Annotated in this window: 23 protein-coding genes and 1 tRNA gene; 14 read left to right on the top strand and 10 right to left on the bottom strand. The window is 65.8% G+C overall.

The genetic code is table 11. The features are described 5' to 3' along the window. Positions 1-86 precede the first annotated feature (86 nt). Both DU502_RS04550 and DU502_RS04545 read right to left on the bottom strand, forming a co-directional pair. Positions 87-1,100 (bottom strand): two-component system sensor histidine kinase NtrB, encoded by a 1,014-nt coding sequence (locus DU502_RS04550; RefSeq protein WP_121919569.1) that lies wholly within the window; start codon positions 1,098-1,100, stop codon positions 87-89. 242 nt (positions 1,101-1,342) lie between these two features. Next, on the bottom strand, positions 1,343-1,720 hold the full coding sequence (locus DU502_RS04545; RefSeq protein ID WP_121919570.1) for a cupin domain-containing protein: 378 nt from the start codon (positions 1,718-1,720) through the stop codon (positions 1,343-1,345). 88 nt (positions 1,721-1,808) lie between these two features. On the opposite strand from DU502_RS04545, the gene DU502_RS04540 reads away from it, so the two are divergent. Both DU502_RS04540 and DU502_RS04535 read left to right on the top strand, forming a co-directional pair. Further along, positions 1,809-2,996, top strand: coding sequence for a CBS domain-containing protein (locus DU502_RS04540; RefSeq protein WP_121919571.1), 1,188 nt, complete (start codon positions 1,809-1,811; stop codon positions 2,994-2,996). Positions 2,997-3,099: 103 nt separating this feature from the next. Beyond that, positions 3,100-5,910, top strand: coding sequence for a PAS domain S-box protein (locus DU502_RS04535; protein ID WP_121919572.1), 2,811 nt, complete (start codon positions 3,100-3,102; stop codon positions 5,908-5,910). An 84-nt stretch (positions 5,911-5,994) separates the two neighbouring features. On the opposite strand, the gene DU502_RS04530 is transcribed toward DU502_RS04535, so the two are convergent. Further along, positions 5,995-7,104, bottom strand: coding sequence for an AI-2E family transporter (locus DU502_RS04530; RefSeq protein ID WP_121919573.1), 1,110 nt, complete (start codon positions 7,102-7,104; stop codon positions 5,995-5,997). 335 nt (positions 7,105-7,439) lie between these two features. On the opposite strand from DU502_RS04530, the gene DU502_RS04525 reads away from it, so the two are divergent. Next, on the top strand, positions 7,440-9,725 hold the full coding sequence (locus DU502_RS04525; RefSeq protein ID WP_121919574.1) for a SipW-dependent-type signal peptide-containing protein: 2,286 nt from the start codon (positions 7,440-7,442) through the stop codon (positions 9,723-9,725). 291 nt (positions 9,726-10,016) lie between these two features. Here DU502_RS04525 and DU502_RS04520 read toward each other — a convergent pair. Further along, positions 10,017-10,088, bottom strand: a tRNA-His gene (locus tag DU502_RS04520). A gap of 117 nt (positions 10,089-10,205) precedes the next feature. Here DU502_RS04520 and DU502_RS04515 point away from each other — a divergent pair. Next, the gene (locus DU502_RS04515; protein WP_121919575.1) at positions 10,206-10,664 is read left to right on the top strand and encodes a DUF5814 domain-containing protein; all 459 of its coding nucleotides are present in this window, start codon (positions 10,206-10,208) and stop codon (positions 10,662-10,664) included. Between the two features lie 31 nt (positions 10,665-10,695). Here the strand turns inward: DU502_RS04515 and DU502_RS04510 are convergent, their stop codons facing one another. From DU502_RS04510 to DU502_RS04500, 3 genes are read right to left on the bottom strand one after another with little or no spacing between them, the layout of a single operon-like run. Next, on the bottom strand, positions 10,696-11,097 hold the full coding sequence (locus tag DU502_RS04510) for a ribbon-helix-helix protein, CopG family (RefSeq protein ID WP_121919576.1): 402 nt from the start codon (positions 11,095-11,097) through the stop codon (positions 10,696-10,698). Positions 11,098-11,154: 57 nt separating this feature from the next. Continuing rightward, the gene (locus DU502_RS04505; RefSeq protein ID WP_121919577.1) at positions 11,155-11,775 is read right to left on the bottom strand and encodes an RPA family protein; all 621 of its coding nucleotides are present in this window, start codon (positions 11,773-11,775) and stop codon (positions 11,155-11,157) included. 1 nt (position 11,776) lies between these two features. Beyond that, positions 11,777-12,706 (bottom strand): replication factor A, encoded by a 930-nt coding sequence (locus DU502_RS04500; protein WP_121920111.1) that lies wholly within the window; start codon positions 12,704-12,706, stop codon positions 11,777-11,779. A 169-nt stretch (positions 12,707-12,875) separates the two neighbouring features. On the opposite strand from DU502_RS04500, the gene DU502_RS18615 reads away from it, so the two are divergent. Both DU502_RS18615 and DU502_RS04495 read left to right on the top strand, forming a co-directional pair. Continuing rightward, complete coding sequence (locus DU502_RS18615) at positions 12,876-13,148, top strand: DUF7091 family protein (RefSeq protein WP_241966781.1); 273 nt, start codon at positions 12,876-12,878, stop codon at positions 13,146-13,148. Beyond that, positions 13,142-14,170, top strand: a complete 1,029-nt coding sequence (locus DU502_RS04495) for a mannose-1-phosphate guanylyltransferase (protein WP_241966782.1) — start codon at positions 13,142-13,144, stop codon at positions 14,168-14,170. The genes DU502_RS18615 and DU502_RS04495 overlap by 7 nt, the downstream gene beginning before the upstream one ends. On the opposite strand, the gene DU502_RS04490 is transcribed toward DU502_RS04495, so the two are convergent. Together DU502_RS04490 and DU502_RS04485 are read right to left on the bottom strand one after the other, a co-directional pair. Then, on the bottom strand, positions 14,171-14,647 hold the full coding sequence (locus DU502_RS04490) for a Tfx family DNA-binding protein (RefSeq protein WP_121919579.1): 477 nt from the start codon (positions 14,645-14,647) through the stop codon (positions 14,171-14,173). It lies immediately after the preceding gene. A gap of 121 nt (positions 14,648-14,768) precedes the next feature. Further along, positions 14,769-15,224 carry a TRAM domain-containing protein gene (locus DU502_RS04485; protein ID WP_121919580.1) on the bottom strand — a complete coding sequence of 152 codons (456 nt, stop codon included), beginning with the start codon at positions 15,222-15,224 and terminating at the stop codon, positions 14,769-14,771. Between the two features lie 100 nt (positions 15,225-15,324). Between DU502_RS04485 and DU502_RS04480 the strand changes: the two genes are divergently transcribed. Continuing rightward, the gene (locus DU502_RS04480) at positions 15,325-15,474 is read left to right on the top strand and encodes a 50S ribosomal protein L40e (RefSeq protein WP_121919581.1); all 150 of its coding nucleotides are present in this window, start codon (positions 15,325-15,327) and stop codon (positions 15,472-15,474) included. On the opposite strand, the gene DU502_RS04475 is transcribed toward DU502_RS04480, so the two are convergent. Continuing rightward, entirely contained in the window at positions 15,471-16,082 is a 612-nt protein-coding gene (locus DU502_RS04475) for an MBL fold metallo-hydrolase (RefSeq protein ID WP_121919582.1), read from the bottom strand. The two genes, DU502_RS04480 and DU502_RS04475, sit on opposite strands and share 4 nt — an antisense overlap. Positions 16,083-16,274: 192 nt before the next feature. Here DU502_RS04475 and DU502_RS04470 point away from each other — a divergent pair, with 192 nt between their 5' ends. From DU502_RS04470 to DU502_RS04440, 7 genes are all read left to right on the top strand, one after another. Then, positions 16,275-16,451: a DUF5786 family protein gene (locus DU502_RS04470; RefSeq protein ID WP_121919583.1), complete on the top strand. Its 177-nt coding sequence runs from the start codon at positions 16,275-16,277 to the stop codon at positions 16,449-16,451. Between the two features lie 62 nt (positions 16,452-16,513). Further along, on the top strand, positions 16,514-17,092 hold the full coding sequence (locus DU502_RS04465) for an endonuclease dU (RefSeq protein ID WP_121919584.1): 579 nt from the start codon (positions 16,514-16,516) through the stop codon (positions 17,090-17,092). A 24-nt stretch (positions 17,093-17,116) separates the two neighbouring features. Then, a complete protein-coding gene (locus DU502_RS04460; RefSeq protein ID WP_121919585.1) occupies positions 17,117-17,713 on the top strand; it encodes a uracil-DNA glycosylase in 597 nt (198 codons plus the stop codon). 43 nt (positions 17,714-17,756) lie between these two features. Continuing rightward, complete coding sequence (gene hisH / locus DU502_RS04455) at positions 17,757-18,464, top strand: imidazole glycerol phosphate synthase subunit HisH (protein ID WP_121919586.1); 708 nt, start codon at positions 17,757-17,759, stop codon at positions 18,462-18,464. A gap of 45 nt (positions 18,465-18,509) precedes the next feature. Beyond that, positions 18,510-19,922, top strand: coding sequence for a PAS domain S-box protein (locus DU502_RS04450; protein ID WP_121919587.1), 1,413 nt, complete (start codon positions 18,510-18,512; stop codon positions 19,920-19,922). 62 nt (positions 19,923-19,984) lie between these two features. After that, positions 19,985-20,788, top strand: a complete 804-nt coding sequence (gene pheA / locus DU502_RS04445; protein ID WP_121919588.1) for a prephenate dehydratase — start codon at positions 19,985-19,987, stop codon at positions 20,786-20,788. 104 nt (positions 20,789-20,892) lie between these two features. Then, the gene (locus tag DU502_RS04440; RefSeq protein WP_121919589.1) at positions 20,893-21,324 is read left to right on the top strand and encodes an Hsp20/alpha crystallin family protein; all 432 of its coding nucleotides are present in this window, start codon (positions 20,893-20,895) and stop codon (positions 21,322-21,324) included. The last annotated feature ends 39 nt before the right edge of the window (positions 21,325-21,363 follow it).

Here is a 21,363-nt window from a genome sequence, read left to right as displayed (position 1 = left end):
TGCATACAGGGCGCATATTCAGTAAAAGAGAATTTCTGAGCAAGACCGATCATTACAGACTCCGCAGATAACGGCCGAAGTCCGTTCTACTCGCCGTCGACGAACTCGATGCCCGTGATCTCGAACCGGGCACCGCCGTGGTCCGCGGCAACTACTGAAACGTCCCAGCCGTGAGCGCCAACGATGGAACGAACGACCGAGAGACCGTAGCCATTGCCGTCTTCGCGGGTCGTGTACCCGTGGTCGAACACCCGCTCACGGTCACCGTCGGGGATACCGGGGCCATCGTCTTCGACGTAGAAGCCGTCGCGGAGCGGCCCTACCCGGACGATGACGTTGTCACCGCTGTGTTCGACGCTGTTCCGCAAGAGGTTCTCGAACACTTGCACTAGTCGGTCGGAGTCGGCCATCACCGTCGGCACCGAGTCGTATCGGAGCGTCGCAGTCACGGGAAGCGTACCCTCGCTGGCGATGTCGAGAACGCTACCGATGGTGGTTGGTTCAGGATGCTCGACCACCTGTCCCTGTCGGGCGACACGGAGCAAATCCTCGACGAGCCGCTCCATCCGATCAGTCGTCGAGTCGATGACCGCAAGGTGTTTCTCATCGCCGGTCCGCTTGTACTGATTCAGGTGGCCGCGGAGGATGTTGAGCGGGTTTCGGAGGTCATGGCTGAGGATGTCGGTGAACTCTTTCAGCCGGTCATTCTGACGTTCAAGCATCCGTTCATACTGTTTGCGCGTGGTCGTGTCCTGAACAATGACCGCGTAGCCGTCGAATTCCCCGTTCGACAGCGGCGAGAGTGTGCAGGTTCCCCAGAACACCGACCCGTCGGCTCGATCGTGCCAGTTGTCGATTTCGACCGGTCCACCCTTCGCCTCGGCAAGGAGGTCTTCGAGAGGAGGTGGCTCCCCCTGTTCCTCGGCAAAGAGCATGTCCAGTCGGTGACCAACTGCACCCCTGGAGTCGTAACCGTAGAATTGCTGGGCCGTCTTGGGCCACATGGAGATACACCCCTCGGTGTCGAGCATGAACAGTGCGTGATCGGCTATCCCCTCGAGTAGTTGCTGATATGCGTTTCTCTCTACGGTGTTGCTCATACCATATGTAATCCATACTACTATAAAAACGCCTCAAAATTACACACTTCTATCTTTTTGATTAACAGAGTTACACTCTTGTGGATCGTCCCATCGAGTGTTCCGGGGCCTCACGAATCGATTCGCACAGCTGTTCCCCTATCGTCGAGGTGAGACGGGTACTGACCGGCGACTGCGTTCAGACTCTGTATCTCGCACGCTACTCCTGTCGGAAAATGGGAAGTTTAACGGAGTGATCCGTCCTATTCACAGAGTTCGATACTGTCGTCGCCGTTCGGTACGGCGCAGATGAACGCCCCCGGCTGGTCGCTCTCGTTGCGGTACCAGTGGACGACGCCCGCGGGGATGAAGATGGAGTCGCCCGCGGAGACGGTTCGTTCCTCGCCGTCGATGCCGACGACGTACTCCCCTTCCAGCACGTACTGTTCGTGTTCGACCTCGTTGGTGTGTTTCGGCACCTCGGCGCCGGCGTCGAGCGTGAATCGGCGCATCGCGAAGGTGGGCGTGCCGTCCGATTCGTCCAGCAAGACGCCCTTCGACAGACCGGCGGCGGCGCCGACGGATTCGTACTCGATGTCGTCGCCCTGCTTGATGACCGGAGTGGGTGACTGCTCGCTCATGGACGGCAGTAGTACGGGTCGGAGCCTAAGTGTTCGGGACGGGGGACCCGCTTGCAAGAGTTAAGTCGGTCCCGCGGCTAGGTTCGGTATGCGCGGCATTCGCATCGGAAGCGCGTTCGGCATTCCGATCAAGCTCGATCTCACCTTTCTCTTGATCCTCCCGCTGTTCGCGTGGTTGATCGGATCGGACGTGGCGAACCTCGTCACCGTCCTCAACGACGCGTTCGGGTCGACGATGCCCGTCGACGCGCTCACCGCGGGATCGACACGGTGGGCCCTCGGCGGCGTGGCCGCGACGGGCCTCTTTTTCTGTGTCCTCCTCCACGAGTTCGGTCACTCGCTGGTCGCCATGCGGTACGGATACAAAATCGAATCGATCACGCTCTGGCTGTTCGGCGGCGTCGCTCGCTTCACCGAGATGCCGGAAGACTGGAAACAGGAGTTCACTATCGCCGTCGCCGGCCCCATCGTCAGCGTCGCCCTCGGCGTGCTCTCCTACGTCGCCTTCCGGCTCGTACCTGGCGCGCTCCCGACCGTGCAGTTCGTCCTCGCCTACCTCGCCCTGACGAACGTCGCGCTCGCCGTGTTCAACATGCTCCCCGGATTCCCGATGGACGGCGGGCGCGTGCTTCGGGCGTTGCTGGCGCGGACTCGGCCCCACGCCCGCGCGACCCAGATCGCCGCGGAAGTGGGCAAACTGTTCGCCGTCGTCCTCGCCATCGTCGGCCTCTTCGCCAACCTGTTTCTGGTCGCCCTCGCCTTCTTCATCTACATCGGTGCCTCCAGCGAAGCCCAGCAGACAGTGATGAAGGCGGCGTTCCAGGACGTGACCGTCAGCGACATCATGACGCCCGCCGAGGAACTGAAGACCGTCACGGCCGACACCTCGATATCGGCGCTCACCGACCGCATGTTCCGCGAACGACACACGGGCTACCCCGTCCTGCGGCAGGGGAACCTCGTCGGGATGGTGACGCTCGACGACACTCGCGAGGTCCGCGAAGTCGAACGGGACGCCTACCGCGTCGAGGACGTGATGGCGAGCGAGCTGGTGACCATCGCGCCAGACGCGGACGCGATGGACGCCATCTCGCTGATGCAACAGGAGGGCGTCGGCCGCCTCCCCGTCGTCGACGAGACGGGCGAATTCGTCGGCCTCATCTCCCGCTCCGACCTCGTCACCGCGTTCAACATCATCCGAACCCGCGGCTCGGGAGCCGAAGCGGGATCGGGACTGAACCGCCTCTCGACCGATCCGGAGTTCGCCAGACGGTGATCGACCGCGGTAGCGTGTCGACGACCACGAGGCGTGAGCCCAGTCCTCCGTCGCTGGCACGCCGGTCCGAGGACGCGTCAGTCGATCGACGGCGGGTGAGACCATGAGTATCGACGATCCGGCAGAACTCCCCCACGTCGTGTGCGGCCGGGAATCGATAACCGTCCTCCACGTCGACGACGACGCCGATCTGGCCGACCTCGCCGCTACCTTCCTCGAACGACACAGCGAGGTGCTGCGTGTGCTGACGGAGACGAGCGCAGACGCCGCGCTCACTCGGATCGAAACGGACGACATCGACTGCGTCGTCAGCGACTACGAGATGCCGGAGATGGACGGACTCGACCTCCTCCGCGCCGTCCGGGACGAGTGGCCGGGACTTCCGTTCATCCTCTTCACCGGCAAGGGGAGCGAGGAGATCGCGAGCGAGGCCATCTCCGCCGGGGTCACCGACTATCTCCAGAAGGGAGTGGGGACGGACCGGTACGCCATCCTCGCCAACCGTATCGAGAACGCGGTGACGAAACACGACGCCGAGCGCATGGTCAGTCGGGCGTACGGCGCGATGGACACCGCTCGCGAGGGCATCGCCCTCCTCGACGAAGACGGCTACTTCCACTACGTGAATCAGGCCTACGCCGACATCACGGGATACGACCGGACCACGCTCGTCGGCAGCCACTGGGAACTGCTCTACCCCGACGCTCACGTCGACCGGGTGTACGACGAGATCCTGCCGACCGTGCCCGAGGAGGGTCGATGGAGCGGGCAGACGGTGTACGAACGGGCGGACGGCGAGCGCATCCTGACGAACCACGCGCTCGCGTACACCGACGACGGCACGATCATCTGTCTGGTGCAGGACCTCTCCAACGATCAACGCGAGATCCAGGCGCTCCGCCGGGACCGACAGCGACTGGCCCTCCTCGTCGACACGGTCGAGGAGTACGCCGCCGTTACGCTCGACGACAGTGGCTGTGTCACGGGGTGGAACGACGGCGCCGAGGCGTTGTTCGGCTACGCGGAAGGCGAGATTCTCGGGGATCACGTGTCGACATTTTACACCGAGACCGACCGCGAGGATGGGCGACCGGCGACCCTGCTTCGAGAAGCCAGAGAAGCGGGCGAGATCGAGGACGACGGGACGTATGTCCGCAAAGACGGGAGTCGAGTTCGCGCCCACACGACCCTCACGGCCGTCGACGACCACCACGGCTTCGCGGGGATCATCCGTGATCGCGCGGCGAGCGCGGAGGAGTCGGACCACCCCATCGACGACCCCGTCCTCGAGGACGCCCTCGACGCCCTCGGGGATGTGTTCTACGTCCTCAACCCCGACGGGACCGTCGTCTACGTGAACGAGCCGACAGTGACGGGGTTCTCGGAGGAGGAGGAGATCAAATGGAAGAAACCCCACGAACTGTTCGATCCGGCCGATCACGAGGCGGTCGAGGAAGGGATTCGGCAGACGCTCGACACCGGGTCCGACGAGCGCGAACTCCGCCTCCGCACCGAGGACGGAACGCGCCGAACGTACGAGTTCTGTAGCTGGGCGCTGACCGACGCGAACGGCGAGCCGTACCGAATCGTCGGCATCGGGCGTGACGTCTCCGACCGGAAGGACCGCGAGCGGGCGCTGAACGAACTCCACCGAACGACGCGGGAACTGATGCGGGCCGACTCGGTCGGGGAGATCGCGACGCTGACCGTCGAGGCCCTCGCCGATATTCTGACGCTCACCCACGCAGCCGTTCACCGGTACGACCCACGGGAGGAGACACTCGTCCCGGTCGCGTGGACCAGTGAGATCGAGGACGTGATCGGCGAACCACCCGCACTGGGTCCCGGGAGCCTCGCCTGGGAAACGTTCCAGAACGACGACGGCCGGCGGTACGACGACCTCCACGCCGTCGACGGACTCCACAACGAGTCGACATCGATTCGGAGTGAGTGTATCGTCCCGCTCGGAGAACACGGCGTCATCCTCGTCGCCTCGACCGAACCGGAAGCGTTCGACGAGAACGACTACCGCCTCGTCCAGTTGCTCTGTGAGAACGTCACCGCCGCCATCGAACGCGTCGCTCACGAGACGATGTTGCGCCAGCGTGAAGCCGAACTCGAACGCGAGAACGAACGGCTCGACGAATTCGCCAGTCTCGTCAGCCACGACCTCCGGAATCCGCTCAACGTCGCGAGCGGCCACCTCGAACTCGCACACGAGACGTGTGACAGTCCCCACATCGACAGCGCCGCGCAGGCGCTCGGGCGGATGGAGACGCTCATCGACGATGTCCTCGCCCTCGCCCGTGAGGGGCAAGCCGTCGACGAGACCGAACCGGTCGCGCTATCGAGAGTCGTCGAGCGATGCTGGGCCAACGTCGAGACGGCCGGTGCCGACTATCGCCTCGTCGACGACCTGACGATCATGGCCGACGAGAGCCGCCTCGCGCAGGTGTTCGAGAACCTGTTTCGGAATTCGGTCGAGCACGGCTCGACCGCCCCCCGCTCGAACACTCGCGGGGATAGCGTGGAGCATGGCTCCACGGACAGCGAGGGACACGGTCCCTCGGGCAGTCGGCCTCCGGCCGACGACAGCCGGACGCAGTCCGGCGATTCGGTCGAGCACGGCCCCAGAGCCGACACCGACACCGACACCCTCACCGTCACGGTCGGGACGCTCAGCGGACCGGACGGCGAACCGCGTGGGTTCTACGTCGAGGACGACGGTACTGGCATCGCGCCCGCGGAGCGCGAGCGGGTGTTCGAGGCGGGGTACTCGACGGGGGACAGCGGGACGGGATTCGGCCTCCGCATCGTCAAAGACATCGTCGAGGCTCACGGCTGGGACATCGAGTGTTCCGCCGGCGAGACGGGGGGTGCCCGCTTCGAGATCACCGGCGTCGAGGTGGCGTAGCTCATACGGATCGTTGTAACTGTTTGCCGGTGGTTCGCCGACCTGTCCTGGCGAACCACCGGTGATGACTTACAACGGTCCGTATCAGAACTCGTCGAGACGCCGCTGCTCCGGCGGGAGACGCGGCGTGATATCGGGCTCCTCGTCCCCCCCGAGGAGGCGCGGGAGCGCCGTGTGCGCGAACGTGATACCGAGCGCGAGGACGATAGGGGCAAAGAACAGGCCGTAGAACCCGAAGACGACCGGGCCGAAGATGTACGCGAGCATCAACAGGCCGACGTGGGTCCGCTCGCCGCTGAGGTACGGGCGGAGGATGATGTCGGGGATCGTGTCGACGACGATCACGACCACGAACAGGAAGGCGACGAGGTAGCCGATCAGCGAGTACTCGGAGTTGACGACCATCGGCGTCGCCATCGTGCCGGCGAGGGGAACGTAGACGATTTTCATCCCGACGACCGGGATGAGGCTCGCGACGCCGGTGAGGACGCCCGCGAGCGTTGGATACGGCACTTCGACCGCGGCGGGCGCGAGGGCGTTGTACCCCTTGAACGAGCCGACGGCGATGAGCGCGATGGCGATGACGTTCAGGAGGTTGCCAAAGAGGATGGCCTCGAGTTCCCGGTCGGCTGCCACCAGATACTCGCGGACGATGGCGTCGTCGTCGAACTGGAGGAGCCAGTCGTGGAACCGGTGGCCGTCGATCAGGAGGTAGTAGGTGACGACGACGACGATGAAGAGATTGAGGAAAAAGCCGGTGATGGCGCTCGTCAGGACGGCGGCGTTCTCGACGAGGAAGTCGATGATCGCGTCGAACTGGCCCGCGCGATACGCCTCGATCACCCCCTCGAAGGAGAGCTGGGGGAGGTCGTCGATCCCTTCGAGCCACGGGACGTTCGTGGCCGCGGTTTCGAGGACGGGATACGTCGCCAGGAAGTTCCGCGTCTCGGTGACGAGCAACACGAGCGTGTAGCTGAGCAGGAGGAGTAAGGGGACGGCGAGGAGGAGAAGTACTGTCATCGCGCGCACCCGTTTCGGGACCCGAAGCCGTCCGAGCGCCTTGTAGAAGCGGCGCGTCGAGTAGTAGAGGAAGATGGCGACGGTGAGGGCGGCGATGAAACGGTACGCGATGAAGGCGGTGACCAGGGCCACGACGAGGCCGAACAGGGCGACCACTGCGCGTCGTTCGTCCATTGCAGTCGGGTGTGGACGTGGCTCTGTGAAAGTCCTTGCCGTAGCGACAGGAGCCCCGGGACGGCGACGCCGACTGTCTCGTCCGGACGCGCGAGTGCACGACCGGTCACGAACGGGTTCGGTCGCCGTTCGAACGGAGACATCGCCGCGCCTTCCGCCGATTCGGAAATTAAATTATCTATAATTATATGTATTTTTGTCGGACTAATTTGCGATTAATTATGGCGGCGGCGGCCGAACCATGGTTAGTCTCACGGATGCGCGACGGGGGGGCGCGCAGGGGAAGTGGTTCGACTCCACTGGTGGGGCTTCCTCCAACAGGAGGAAGGGGGACTATGCCCGACGAACTCGAGCTTTCACGCCGAAAGATACTCGCGGCAGTGGGATCGATCGGCGCTGCCTCGGCTGGGGCAGGGCTGGGGACGAGCGCCTTCTTCAGCGACCAAGAGACGTTCGAGAACAACCGACTGGTCGCGGGCGAACTGGACCTCAGAGTGGGGTACGAGACACACTACTCCGACTGGAGCGCCGACGAGAACGACGGCCTCGCTGGCGACGTGTCGATGGACGGCCTCGACGGCGGGACGCTCAACGACGCCGCAGTCGGCCTGCCTACACAGGAGTCGGTCGAGGGGTCGCCGCTGATCGCCGTCGCGGACGGTGCCGACGCCGATCAGTTCCTCGACAACACGCGGACCGAGTCGTTCCCGACCGGTTTCGAATCGATCGACACCGGGACCGAAATCGCCTGCGACGACGACGGCGACGGCCTGCTGGCGGCCTCGGGGGACCGTCCCGTAATCCAGCTATCGGACGTGAAACCCGGTGACTTCGGCGAGGTGACGATCACGTTCGCCCCTTGTGACAACCCCGGATTCGTGTGGGCGAACGGCCGCCTCGTCGACGCCGAGGAGAATGGACTCACCGAACCGGAGGCCGACGACCCTGACGAGGGCGCGGGCGTCGAACTGCTGGACGCGGTCAGGGCCGCACTCTGGGTCGACGACGGCGACAACTGGCAGGACGCCGACGGCGCGGCGACGGAGCGAATCGTTCTCAGCGGGACGCTCCGCGAGGTGCTCGACGTACTCACGCCCGCCGCCGAGTTCGGCAACGTCGAAGCAGCCCAGGATGGACTGTTGCTTCCGGGCGACATTCCGGCCGAGGAGGGCGGCGGCCAGGGTGGAAACTGCTTCTCCGCGGCCACCGCCCACAACGTGGTGTTCGCGTGGTGGCTCCCGGTCGACCACGCCAACGAGATTCAGACCGACGCCGTGACGTTCGACCTCGGTCTCTACACCGAGCAGTGCCGGCACAACCGGGCCCTTCCGGCGAGACGGGCGTTCGAAATCGGCGAGGGTGTCGACACCGAAAGTGGCGAGCGATTCGGCCTGCTCGACGAGGTGGGGTTCCCGGAACTCATGGTGACCGAGGTGGACGTCTCGGCCGATCCGATCGAGTTCACGCTGGACGTGCCTCAGTCCCTCGACAAGGACGCAGGGGACCGGTGGGAACTCCGCTTCGACGCCGACGACGACGGCACCGTCGACTTCCGTGTCGTCTTCGACGACTTCTACTACCAGGAGTGGGACGACGAGGCGGGCCAGTGGGGCCCCCAACAGCCGGTGCCAGCGGACATCGAAACCGGCGTCGTCGACGGTATCTTCGTGGTCCGGGTGCCGCGTGACCGCCTGTCGGACCCCTTCTCGTTCGCCGGCCGGGTCTGCTACGGCGAGGCATCGCCCGCCGGCGGCGACCTCTGTGTCGCCTTCACACCGGAGTTCGATCCGACCGACGGCGACGGCGGCACCGCCGACGACTTCCAGTCCATCGCCCTCGGTCCGGCGAAGGTCGAGGGAGCGTGTTGTCTCTCCGGCGACAACGTGTCGGCGTTCCGTCGGTATACGTGTCGGATAGTCGAAGGAACTGACCAAAACGGAAACAAAGGCGACGCCAGATCCGAGGCGATCGCCAAGTGCAAGCAAATCTGTGCGGGGATCGACGGTGCAGGCGAGGGAGACTGCGAGTTCCACGAAGACCAGCCGTGCCATCCCGGAGGCACCGCACCCTCCGTGGAGAACTTCGACCCGAGTGAGGTCGGTGACTGCACCGACTGCTGTGCCACGGTCGATTTCGACGTGGACTCCCCGGTGCCGATCTATCAGGTCGCCATCGAGGCACGACCCTGCGGGGGGCTTGGGAGGGATATCGCCTCGTACGACGCGACCGGCGCCGACGACCAGACTGATTTCAGTCTCTCCGATATCACGGAGCAGGGCGATCCCTGCGTCGAGAAGTGCCAAGACATCCGGATCAAACTGGTCCCGCAGGACCAGTCCGCCGACGAACCGCGGGGTGCTGGCTGTCCCAACCCGTCGTCGGTGATCGTGACGAAGTCGTTCTTCCCGGACGACTGTGGAGCGTGCTGTCTCGCCATCAAACAGAACGGAGTGACCCCCGACTGCGTGCTGACCGTCAGCAAGGACTGTTGTGAACGGTTCGGCGAGCCGAACAACGTCAACGCCGTGTGGACCTCGTCGGGGACGGACTGTTCCGACAGTAACAACAACGGCATCCCCGACGCGTGTGAGAAACAGGACGACGAGGGCGAGGCGAAGTGACGGCGCCGTCGGGACCGGCGGGCGGTCCTCGCCGTCCGTGCGACGCGTCCGTCGTCGTCGAAAACGTCCGGGTGCGAGAATCGAACCACGGTCGGACGTGCTCGCTTCGCTGCGCGCGACCTCCCCGATTCGATTCTCGGGAGACGTTCGTCTGCTCACCTGCGTTCGCAGACAGAAAGTCCGGGTGCGAGAATCGAACCACGGTCGGACGTGCTCGCTTCGCTGCGCGCGACCTCCCCGATTCGATTCTCGGGAGACGTTCGTCTGCTCACCTGCGTTCGCAGACAGAAAGTCCGGGTGCGAGAATCGAACCCGCGTCTCAGCCTCCACAAGGCTGAAGGATAACCACTACCCCAACCCGGACACGAGTCTGGATACTGTGCTGTGAGTGAAGTAGGTTACGACTCGCAGTCGGCGTGCGTCCCCGGCACACGGCGAAAGTCGGGAGCCTTTAGTCTCGCCGTCACGTACTTCGCTCCAGTGGCCATCACCGACAAAATCTATCTGAAGAACCACCGCCAGATCGTCTCCCAGCTAGATACGTCCATCCCCAAAGGGGCGTTCAAGGGCGCGACGATGGAGGTGCTCTACAGCGGCGACGGCCTCACCAAACTCGACGACGCCACCCGTGATCGACTGCTCGATTTCGCCACCGACTTCCTCGACTGCGAGGATCCCGACGACCTCTACACCGGCTACCCCGAACGCCAGTTCATCCGCTACCTCCTCGAACTCCGGGCACAGGGACTCGGACCGGACGCCATCGTCGACGTGATGACCGACGACTACATGCTGTACGCCTACCCCGGCGACGTGCTCTCTTTCCTCGATCAAGCGGTGCGGCGACTGGAAGCGGTCGAATCGCTCGCCGCCGTCGAAGGCGATCAGGAGATGGAGCGTCGGGCCGCCGAGACACGGCGGGCGCTGTCGAAGGGCTAGACGGGTTGCCACGGCGTTCCGCCGCCCCGTATCAGCCCAGCTGGTAGGGTTCGTCGCGCTCGTCGCCGTCCAGGTCTTCGAGGTGGATGACGTCTTCCTCTTCCTCTAGCTGTTCCCGCAGGTGGTTGACGTAGCGTTTGTGCTCGTCGAGTTGCTCGCGCAGGTGTTCGGCCTCGAGTTCGAGGCGTTCGTGCTCGCGGACGAAGCTCTTGGGCACTTCGACCGTCGGCGGGAAACTGGGTTCGTCGTCCGAGCGACTGGCGAGTTCGTGCTCGGGGACGACTTCGACCTGGCCGTCGTGGGCAACGAGCATGTCGACGTAGTCGCGAAACACCGCGGAGAGCGACAGGTCGCGCTCCTCGGCGATTTCGCGCAGGGTCTCGAACGCGTCCTCGTTGACGCGGAACGAGACGGTTTTGTTCTTGTTGCCCATGGTCTCCTCGACATCGGGCCCCGGTTCACTTAACAGTTCGTCAGACGGGAGGGGGAGCTAGTGCTCGGCCGGCGCGTCGAGGTCAGTCTCGGCGTCGGACTCCAGTTCGTCCGTCTCGTCTAACCCTTCGAGCGCCGCGAGCGCCATCGCCCGGTAGTCGTCGACGGCGAGGTCGTACTCCTCGCGGGCCATCCGCGCGTACTCGTTGCTCTCGTCCTCGAACGTGGCGACGCGTTCGAGCGTCCGCTGGGCCGCCTCGACCACCCAGCGATCCCGGGTCGTGGAGTCGACGGCGGTGATGGATTCGGGGCGGACGGAGACGTTGACACTCCCGTCGTCGGTCTCGTAGGTCCGGGGCTTCCCAACGACGGCGACGTACGCCGGAGGTTCGAGTTCCCGGAGCGTCGAGGCCGCGTCGGGCTGGTACTGCCCGGCGTAGACGAAGAAGGTCCCCGTCGGGTCGACGATGCGACCCCGCCAGTACTCGTCGTCCTCGCCCACGTCCTCCTTCTCGGTCAGGGTGCCGACGAGGAACACGCGGTTGGCGCGTTCGCCCGTCGGGAGGAGGAGGTAAACCGGGGCGCGTTCGTCGTCCGACTCCTTGAACGTGTGACTCGCGTCGTTGAACTCGCGGGCGAAGACGCGGCGCGCGACTTCGCGGGTGGGTGCCTGGCTCATGTTAGATCGACCTCGCTTCGATGAGGGCCGCTTCGGCATCGACCGGATCGTCCAGTCGTTCGAACTCGTCGACCAGCACGTACCGGCCGAACTGCGGGCCGCTCACCCGGTAGTACCGGCCGAGCGTCCCCGTACGCATCTCGTCGGCGACGACGGTCGTGTCGAGCGCGTCCATCGCCATGTCCTTCGCCTCCTCCAAGGTCGTCCCGGTGAGTTCCTCGGTCGACTCGCGGTCGAAGATCACCTCGTGGACCGCCTCGCCGTCGTCGAGAACGCCCTTGATCCGCAGGTCGAATTCGCCGTCGACGTCGCCGTGTTCGGAACACCGGCCGTTCTGGAGGACGCGCGTGCAGTCCTCCTCGGGACAGCGCTTGATGAGGCCGCTGCCGCTCTGGATGTCCACCAGCGCGCCCTCGACGGTCTCGGCGTCGTCGCCGACTTCGATCTCCTCGTCGACTTCGGTGATGGTCGTCGTCCGGTTGAGCTTCACCGAGAAGTTGCCCTGGTACTCGTCGGTGACGAGGTTCTCCAGCCGGTAGACCGCGCCCTCCTCGAGTTCGGGGAGCTCCGAGGTTTCGAACGCGACGAACTTGGTCGTCCCCGTCTCGTCGCCGAGCAGGCCGACCTGCGCGACGGAGTCGCTCCGGGGCTCCCAGAGTTCGACGACCTTGGCGGTCACGTCGAGCCACTGTTCGTCCTGGTCGATTTCGGCGAGGCCGACCGAGGCGTTGCCGCCGCCACCGAGCGCCTCGCGCTCCAGATCTGCCTCGTCGAGGTAGCTGTTCACGACGCTCCGGCGCGCCTCGTCCACCGGCACCCGGTACTCGTTGACGAGGTTGTCCAGTCGCTCCTCGACCTCGTCGACGGTCAGGTCCAGATGGTCCGAGAACTGCGCTACGATATCCTCCGCGTGGGTATGCAAATCGGTCATGGTCTCACTCGCCTCCGTGTTGTTCTCGTGGGGAGGCACACGCTGGTTGGTGCGCGACAGTATAAAAACTTCCGCGAGCGGAGTGAAAGTGGAATCGAGTGGCGTGAGTGGGAGGCATTCGACGCGGGGATGCCGACGAACCTTTGCCCCCGCCGGCGCAAGGGAGGATATGGACGACCGGCTGGAACGGTTCGTACGGACCACCTTCCGCTCGGCCGGCCGCCGCTACGCCGAGGCGCGGAAGGCCTACCGCGAGGGGCGGGACACCGTGGACCTGCCCCGCGACGACGAGGGGCGCGTCCGCATCGTCTGTCGACGGGAAGCCGAACGCCGCGCCGTCGAACTCGACGCGGAGAATCGACCGGCGTGTTACGAGGCCGGCCATCCCGACTGCGAGGGGTGTCTGGAAGACGTGCGCGAGGGCATCGTGGAGACGTGGTGAGTGCCGTGCCGGACACCGACCGACCGCTCGTTGCGACGGTGCTAGCGGGCGGAATCGGCTCCCGGCTCTACCCCGCGAGTCGGAGCCATCGCCCGAAACAGTTGCTCTCGCTCGCAGGCGAGGACACCCTCCTCGAACGCACCGTGGACCGCGTCGCCTTCGCGGACGCGGTGGTCGTCGTGACCCGCCCCGCGTTCGTCGACGCCGTCCGGGAGACGGTGCCCGAGGCGTCCGTCCTCGTCGAACCGGCGGGCAAGGACACCGGCCCCGCCCTCGCCTACGCGACCCACCGGATCGAGGAGCGCTTCGACGACCCCGTCGTCCTCGCGCTCCCGAGCGACCACTACGTCGACGGGGACTTCGAGCCGACCGCCCGAAGGGGGGCACGCGTCGCCGCCGAAACGGACGCACTCGTCACGTTCGGCGTCGAACCGGATCGGCCGGAGACGGGCTACGGCTACATCGAACCCGGGTCGGACCACGGCGACTACGCCGAGGTAGCCGCGTTCCACGAGAAACCGGACGCCGAGACGGCGGAGTCGTACGTGGCGCGGGGCTACTACTGGAACGCCGGCATCTTCACGTGGACGCCCCGGGCGTTCCGGGAAGCAGCAGAAGGGACGCCGCTCGGACCGCTACTCGACGCGCTCGATGCTGGCGACGCCGACGGAGGATTCGACGCGGTCGATCCGGTGAGCGTCGACTACGCCGTACTAGAACGCGCCACCGACGTGGTGACCGTCCCCCTCGACGTGGCGTGGGACGACCTGGGCTCGTGGGACGCGCTCCAGCGACTCCTGCCGGCGGACGAGGACGGGACGGTCGTCGCGGGCGACGCCGAGGTGGTGAGTGTGGACGCCGAGAACAACGTGGTCGCGAGCGACGACGTACACGTGTCGCTGGTCGGGGTCGAGGGGCTAGCCGTCGTCGCGTACGACGACCGGGTGCTCGTGGTGCCGACCGAGGAGGCACAACGCGTGCGCGACTTGGTGGCGACACTGAAAGAGCGAGGCGAGTTCTGACTACGTCGATTTCGACGCGGACTGTCTGACGCGGACGGTGCCGTCGGTGGTGACGCCGACCAGCAGCGGTGCCTGAATCTCGCGGCCCTGGACCGCCTCGCCAGCCTCGTCACTGACGAGTTTCATCAGGTCCGGCGCCGTGTGGTTCACCTTGACGCCGGCGGCGTCGCAGGCATCGTAGACGAGTTTCGGCACGTTGTAGAGGTCGGTCTCCTCGTCGACTTCGACCCGGACTGGCGCCGTCAGCGCCTCCGCGAAGGCGACGGTCTCGCGGGCTTTCGCCACGTTGTCCCGCGCGCTCGATTCGATACTCGAGACGTTCGCCCGCGACGTACCGAGGAGGTCGGCGATGGTGGACTGCCGTACGTTCCGCTCGCGGAGGGCGAGCACTTCGGCCTGTCGACGCGTCAGGACGCTCTTTTCGGGGTCGAAACCGGCGCGTTCGAGCAGTGCGTCCGCGTCCGGATCGTCTTCCATACTCCGGGGATACGCCTTCGCCACCTAAAAACTATGTAGCGTTCACCGCGCCGAGAGCCGGCACGAGAAAAAACGGTTCAGGTCCGACTGTCCACCGTCGACGCCGCCGGAACGGCGTCGACTACCCGCCCCAGAAGTTGTCTCGGCTGCCTAGCTGTTCGGGCCGTCCCGAGTCTCGGGTGCCCGACTCACTGCCCGTGTCGTCGTCCGCCGCCGACTCGTCGTCTTCCTCCTCCTCGTCCTCCATCGGCAGGCGTTCGACTTCCTCCGCGGTGGCGTGGTTCGCCTTCACGCGGTCGATACGGACGCGCGCCCGGGCCGGTGGGAGCGTCCCGTCGACGAGGACGATGAAGCCGTCTTCGGTGCGGCCGACGCCCGACCCGCTCTCGTGGATGTCGGTCACCTCGACGACGAGCTCCTCGCCGGGTTTCACCGGCTGCTGTTTCAGGTCGGAGATGGGCATGTCGTAGTGGTTACACCACTCGGCACCCCCGCGATCGCCGTAGTGCTGACACCCCATCCCCTGAATGCGTTCCGAGAAACTGGGGCAGTCGTCGGCGAGTGGACAGTTCGCCATGTCTTCGTCTACTCCACGACCCGTCTAAACGCTTGCGTTGTACCGACCTCCCGCGCCGACACTCGCAAGCGTTATGGCTGTCGACCGGAAATCGGGGCGTATGGCTAGCTTCGAGGAAGCGGAAAAGCGGATGCTCGACAAACAGATCTGTATGCGGTGTAACGCGCGTAACGCGGCCCGCGCCAAGCGCTGCCGCAAGTGCGGCTACAAGAAGCTCCGCCCCAAGGCGAAAGAGCGCCGTAGCGCCTAATATTTCGGCTCACGCCGTTCGGCCCGCGAGAGCGCCCGCTCGATCACTTCTCGGACGCTCTCGCCGTTCGCGTGGAACGGATCACCGTGCCCGGCGTACATCGCTGCCACCGAGTCCGGCAGTCGAGCCAGTAGTGTCTCCAGACTCTCGATCAGCCGCTCCCGGGACTGCCCGGGCATGTCGGTCCGGCCGAAGCTCCCGTCGTCGAAGGCGCCGTCGTTGTAGACGACCACGTCACCGCTGAAGAGGGTACGGTCGCTCACGAGGGAGACGTGGTCGTCGGCGTGGCCCGGCGTGTACACCACGTCGAACGACTCGTCGCCCATGGCCACGGTGTCGCCGTCCGACAGGACGTGGGTTCGCCGCGGGTGGTCGACGTAGGCGTAGCAGTCGGCGTCGAACGTATCGAGGACGGCGTCGAGTTCGCCGACGTGGTCCTGATGCTGGTGGGTGAGCACCACCCGATCCAACCGGTCGACGTGATCGGCGACCACGTCCTCGACGCCCGGCATGGTTCCGGCGTCGACCAGCGTCGGGTGCTCACCCGTGACCAGATAGGCGTTACACGTGAACTCCTCCGCGTCCGCGGTGACGTTGATCACGTCCATGGTGGGGCGTCGCTCCCCGACGACAAAAACCGGGGTGGTGATACGGGCTGTTGTCCGTCAGTTCCGACCGTCGCCGGCCACGGGTAGCGACGACGGCCGGGAACCGGGTACAACACGCCGCAGAATCGGCCGCCGATTCTCGGTCACGTCCGGCAAATGTTTTTTGGTTGTGGGTCGGCTATCACGACATGTATGGGCTTCGGGAGCTACGACGAATCCGAACAGGAGAACCAGGAGTTAGACGCCGACCTCGACGACAACGAGGGGGTCGAAACGTCTCAGAACGACCACCGCGGATCAGTCGAGTTCGAAATCGGCGCGTCGAACGACGAACTACTGGATCGGCTCCAGGATATCAAAGACGAGTAGTCGTGACTGCTCGCCGTGTGCGACCGCCTGCCTGCGTGCGGTCGCCTCGGTGGTGACTCGCGATGAAACCGGGCACACGCGCACTCGGCGTTGCCGAGTCGTTCGCCGACGGCGACGACCGAAGCGTCCTCTGTGGGGCGGTCCTCCGGGCCGACCGGACCGCCGACGGGTTCGCCTTCGAGTCGTGCGCCGTGGGCGGCACCGACGCCACCGCCGCCATCGAGACCCTGTTTTTCGACTTGGATCGCGAGGACGTGCAGTATCTGCTACTCGCTGGCATCGCTCCCGCGTGGTTCAACGTCGTCGACCTGCACGACCTGACGGCGGCGGTCGACCGCCCCGTCCTCTCCGTCTCCTTCGAATCGAGCCCCGGCCTCGAATCCGCACTCCGGGACCAGTTTTCGGGTGACGCGCTCGACGAGCGCCTGCGAACGTACCGCGCCCAGCCACCCCGCCGCCGCCTCGCCGTCGACGGCGACGACGTGTGGGTGCGGGCGGTCGGCGTCGACGCCGACCAAGCCGAACGGATCGTCCGAGCGTACACACCCGAGGGTGGCCGACCCGAACCGCTCCGGGTGGCGCGACTGGCGGCCCGTGCGGCGCGGCGCTTCCGGGCTGGCGGGGCGGACGGAGACGTTTAAGCCTCCGGCTCCCGCCCTTCCCCCATGGTCGAAACCGACGGGCCGGACGTGTGTGCCTGCGAGCGCTGCCCGGCGCTCGTGGAGTCACGGAGTCGTATCGTCAACGGCGTCGGCCCCGACGACGCCGCTCTCCTGTTCGTCGGCGAGGCGCCCGGTGCCCAGGAGGACGAGGAGGGCGAACCGTTCGTGGGACGGTCGGGGTCGGTGCTGGACGATGCCTTGCGGGACGCTGGCCTCGCCCGCGCGGACGTTCGCATCACCAACTGCGTGCGGTGTCGGCCGCCGGAGAACCGCGACCCGCACGCCGACGAACTCGACAACTGTGCCGAGTTTCTGGAGGCCGAAATCGCCCACGTCGATCCGGATCTGATCGTCACACTCGGAAAGGTGCCGGGCGAACGCCTGCTGGATCGGTCGGTGGCGGTCACGAAGGAAGCCGGATCGGTCGTCGACGCCCGCCTCGGCGGCGAGTCGCGGCGCGTTCTGATCTGTGTCCACCCGGCGGCGACGCTGTACGACCGGAGTCAGCGCGATGGGTTCGAGGACGCGATAGCGAAGGCGGCCGATCTGGGAGGCGCCTCGGCGGACGGCGGCGGACAGTCGCGACTCGGCGACTATTGACTGCAACGGAAAACCACTTGCACCCCGCCGTCCGACTACACGTATGAGCCTGTCCCAACCGCCATCGGAGGCGCTGGCGGACGTGGTCATCGTCGATTACGGCCTCGGTAACCTCCGATCGGCCACGCGCGGCCTCGAACGCGCCGGCGCGAGCGTGACGATCACGGACGACCCGGCCGACTTCGCCGCCGCCGACGGCATCGTCCTCCCGGGCGTCGGCGCGTTCCGCGAAGGGATGGAGAACGCCGGCCCGTACCGCGAGGCCCTCGCGGAGGCAGTCGACCGCGGTCAGCCAGTTTTCGGCATCTGTCTCGGAATGCAGATGCTCCTCACGTCGAGCGAGGAGGCCGACCACGCTGGCGAGGGCGAAGTCGTCGGCCTCGATTTCGTCCCCGGCCGGAACGTCCGCTTCGACGAGGGGCAGAAAGTGCCGCACATGGGCTGGAACCAGTTGGCCGTCGAGCGGGAACACCCGCTCGTCTCGGGCGTCGACCCGGCGGCGGCACCGGAGCGCGAGGACGGGAGCGGTGGCTCCGTCGACGGCGAGTACGCCTACTTCGTTCACTCCTACTACGCCGTCCCCGACGACGACGAGGCGGTCGTCGCCACGGCCGACCACGGCCGCACTTTCCCCGCCGTTATCGCGAGTGAGGATGGCCTCGTGTTCGGCACGCAGTTCCACCCCGAGAAGAGCGGCGAGACGGGACTGACGATCCTCCGCAACTTCGTCGACATCTGTTATACGAACTGATAACCGGGGGCGTACGTTTATACTCCCCTCCATCTCACGCCCAACGTGAACAACCGGGCCACGGTCGACGCCGGACCGGGATACCGTGCCCTCTTCGAACACGTCTCGGACGGATTGCTCGTGTTCGATCCGGAAACGGGCACCGTCCGGGACGCCAACGATCGGTTCGCGTCGATGAGCGGCTTCGACCACGGCACCCTCGTCGGACGGCACGTCGGCAACCTGCTGAGCGACGGGTGGCAGCCGGACGCGGCGATGCGGGAACTGGTTGCGACCGCCCGCGACGACGGCGCGACCGTCGAGTGGCGACTCCGACGGCGGGACGGGGAGCCGTTCTGGGTGGAACTCTCCGCGTCGCTGGCCGAACTCGGCGACGAGGAGTGCGTGCTGACGACCGTCCGTGACGTGACCGAGCGCAAGCGCCGCCGGGACGAACTCGGCCGGTTCGAGGAACTGGTCGAACACGTCCCGACGGGTATCTTCCGGGCGAAACGGGACGGCACGTTCGTCGAGGCCAACCCGACCATGGTCGACCTGTTCGACGCCGACGCGAAGGTCGACCTGCTGTCGACGCCCGTGGAGGAGATCTACGACGACGCGGACGACTTCCGGGCGTTTTTCGACGCGCTGGCCGAACGGGACATGGTGACCGAGAAGATCCGCCTTCGGACGCTGACCGGCGACACGTTCTGGGGGCTGATCACCGTCTGTCGCTTCGAGGGGACCGATGGCGAGACGTATCTCGACGGCGCGATCAAGGACGTGACCGAGACGCGGGAGTACCAGCAGGTGCTGGAAGAACAGAACGAGCGGCTGGAACTCCTCAACCGGATCGTGAGACACGACATCCGCAACGATATGCAGCTCGTACAGGGGATGACCGACCTGCTGGACGACCTCTCGGACGACGCGGAGCAACCGCACTTGGAGACGATCAAGACGCGAGTCGAACACGTCGTCGAACTCACCGATCTGATGGACGAGTTGATGGACGCGCTGGTCTCGGAGGCGGACGACGACCTCGAACCGACGAACCTGTCGTTCGTCCTCGACCGCGAGGTTCGGGAGGCGTCGTCCAGTTACCCGGACGCGACGATCCGAACCCGAGGGAACGTCCCGCTGGTCGAGGTGACGGCGAACGACATGCTCCGGTCGGTGTTCCGGAACCTGCTGAACAACGCCATCCAGCACCACGACCGGGACGAACCCACCGTCGAGGTGTCCGCCGAGGTCGAGGACGGCTGGGTGCTGGTTCAGGTGGCCGACGACGGGCCGGGCATCGACCCCGGCCGGCGGGAGACGGTGTTCGGCAAGGGGAAGAAAGGCATCGACAGCGAGGGGACTGGCCTCGGCCTCTATCTGGTGTACACGCTCGTCGACCACTACGGCGGGGCCGTCTGGATCAACGACAACGAGCCACGGGGGAGCGTGTTCAACGTCCGCCTCCGACTCGCGTGAGACCGGCGACCGTCCGCCGGTAACCCGACGCGCTTTTGCCCCTCTCCGCGCAACCGGGTGGCATGGAAGCCATCACGCTCGGCCCGGCAGGGACGTACTCCCACCGCGCCGCGCGGTCGGTTGCCGACGAGGTGACCTTCAGCGAGTCCGTGACCACTATCGTCGAGGCGGTCGCGAACGGCGAGTATCGCCGTGGTGTCGTCCCCATCGAGAACAGCATCGAGGGGAGTGTGACGGAGACGCTCGACGCCCTCGCGAACTACGACGTGGGCGTCGTCGAGGAGGTCGTCACCCCGATCCGCCACGCACTGATCGCCCAGTCCGAGGAGTTCGACGTGGTCGCGAGCCACTCGCAGGCGCTCGCCCAGTGTCGCTCCTTCCTCGAAGCCGAATATCCGGACGTGACGCTGGAAGCCGTCGCGAGCACGGCCCGTGGCGTCGAACACGCCCGCGAAGACCCGTCCGTCGCCGCCATCGCCCACCCGGACAACGCGGGCGACGACCTCCGGGTGCTCGCGGAGGACATTCAGGACCGCGACTCCAACGCCACCCGATTCTTCGCCATCTCGCCCGCCGATGAACGCTCCGACGCCGGCGGGAAGTCGACGATCATCGTCAACCCGAACGCGAACTACCCCGGCCTCCTCTTGGAACTGCTGGAGGCGTTCGCGGACCGCGACATCAACCTCTCGCGCGTGGAATCCCGGCCGACCGGCGACCGCCTCGGTGACTATCTCTTCCACATCGACTTCGAGGCGGGACTCTACGAGCGCCCCGCCCGCGAGGCCGTCGAGGAGGTAGAGGCGATTGCCGCCGACGGCTGGGTGCGTCGCCTCGGGTCCTACGACACACGTCACGTCGTCTGAATCGCCGAATACTGGTTGCTCGGTTCCGCTACCGTGCAAATAGCTAACTCAGATCCAGCGCTATTTATCTCCTCAGCGAGCCTCTATGGAAGTGGCGATTACCAATGCAACCGAACAACTACTTCAGTGACTTCGACGACCTCTTCGACCGCATGACTCAGGACCGATGGGGTGTCCTCGGGCGATACAACCGGCCCGGCTACGAGTCCGGCGAGGCCGACTTCGCGGTCGACATCGCGCACCACGACGACGAGATCGTCGTGACGGCCGACGTACCCGGCTTCGAGAAGGAGGACTTCGACATCTCCGTCGACGGCGACCTCCTGACGATCCGCGCCGAGTCCGACGTGGAGTCGAGCGTCGACGAGGACGCGTACGTCCGCCGCGAGCGCCGCCACCACACGATGCGCCGCACGATCCGTCTCCCCGCCGACGTCGACGGTGAAGGCGCAAACGCGATCTACCGCAACGGCGTGCTGACGGTGTCGATCCCCGTCGAAGCCGACGTGGACGTGCGCCACATCGACGTCGAGTAAGCGACTGCGCCACGATCTGTCGCGTTGCTGTATTTTCCC

Source organism: Haloplanus aerogenes, from assembly GCF_003856835.1.
GTDB lineage: Archaea > Halobacteriota > Halobacteria > Halobacteriales > Haloferacaceae > Haloplanus > Haloplanus aerogenes.
The sequence above is the reverse complement of the archived record's forward strand: the minus strand, read 5'-3'. Positions and strand labels throughout refer to the sequence as shown.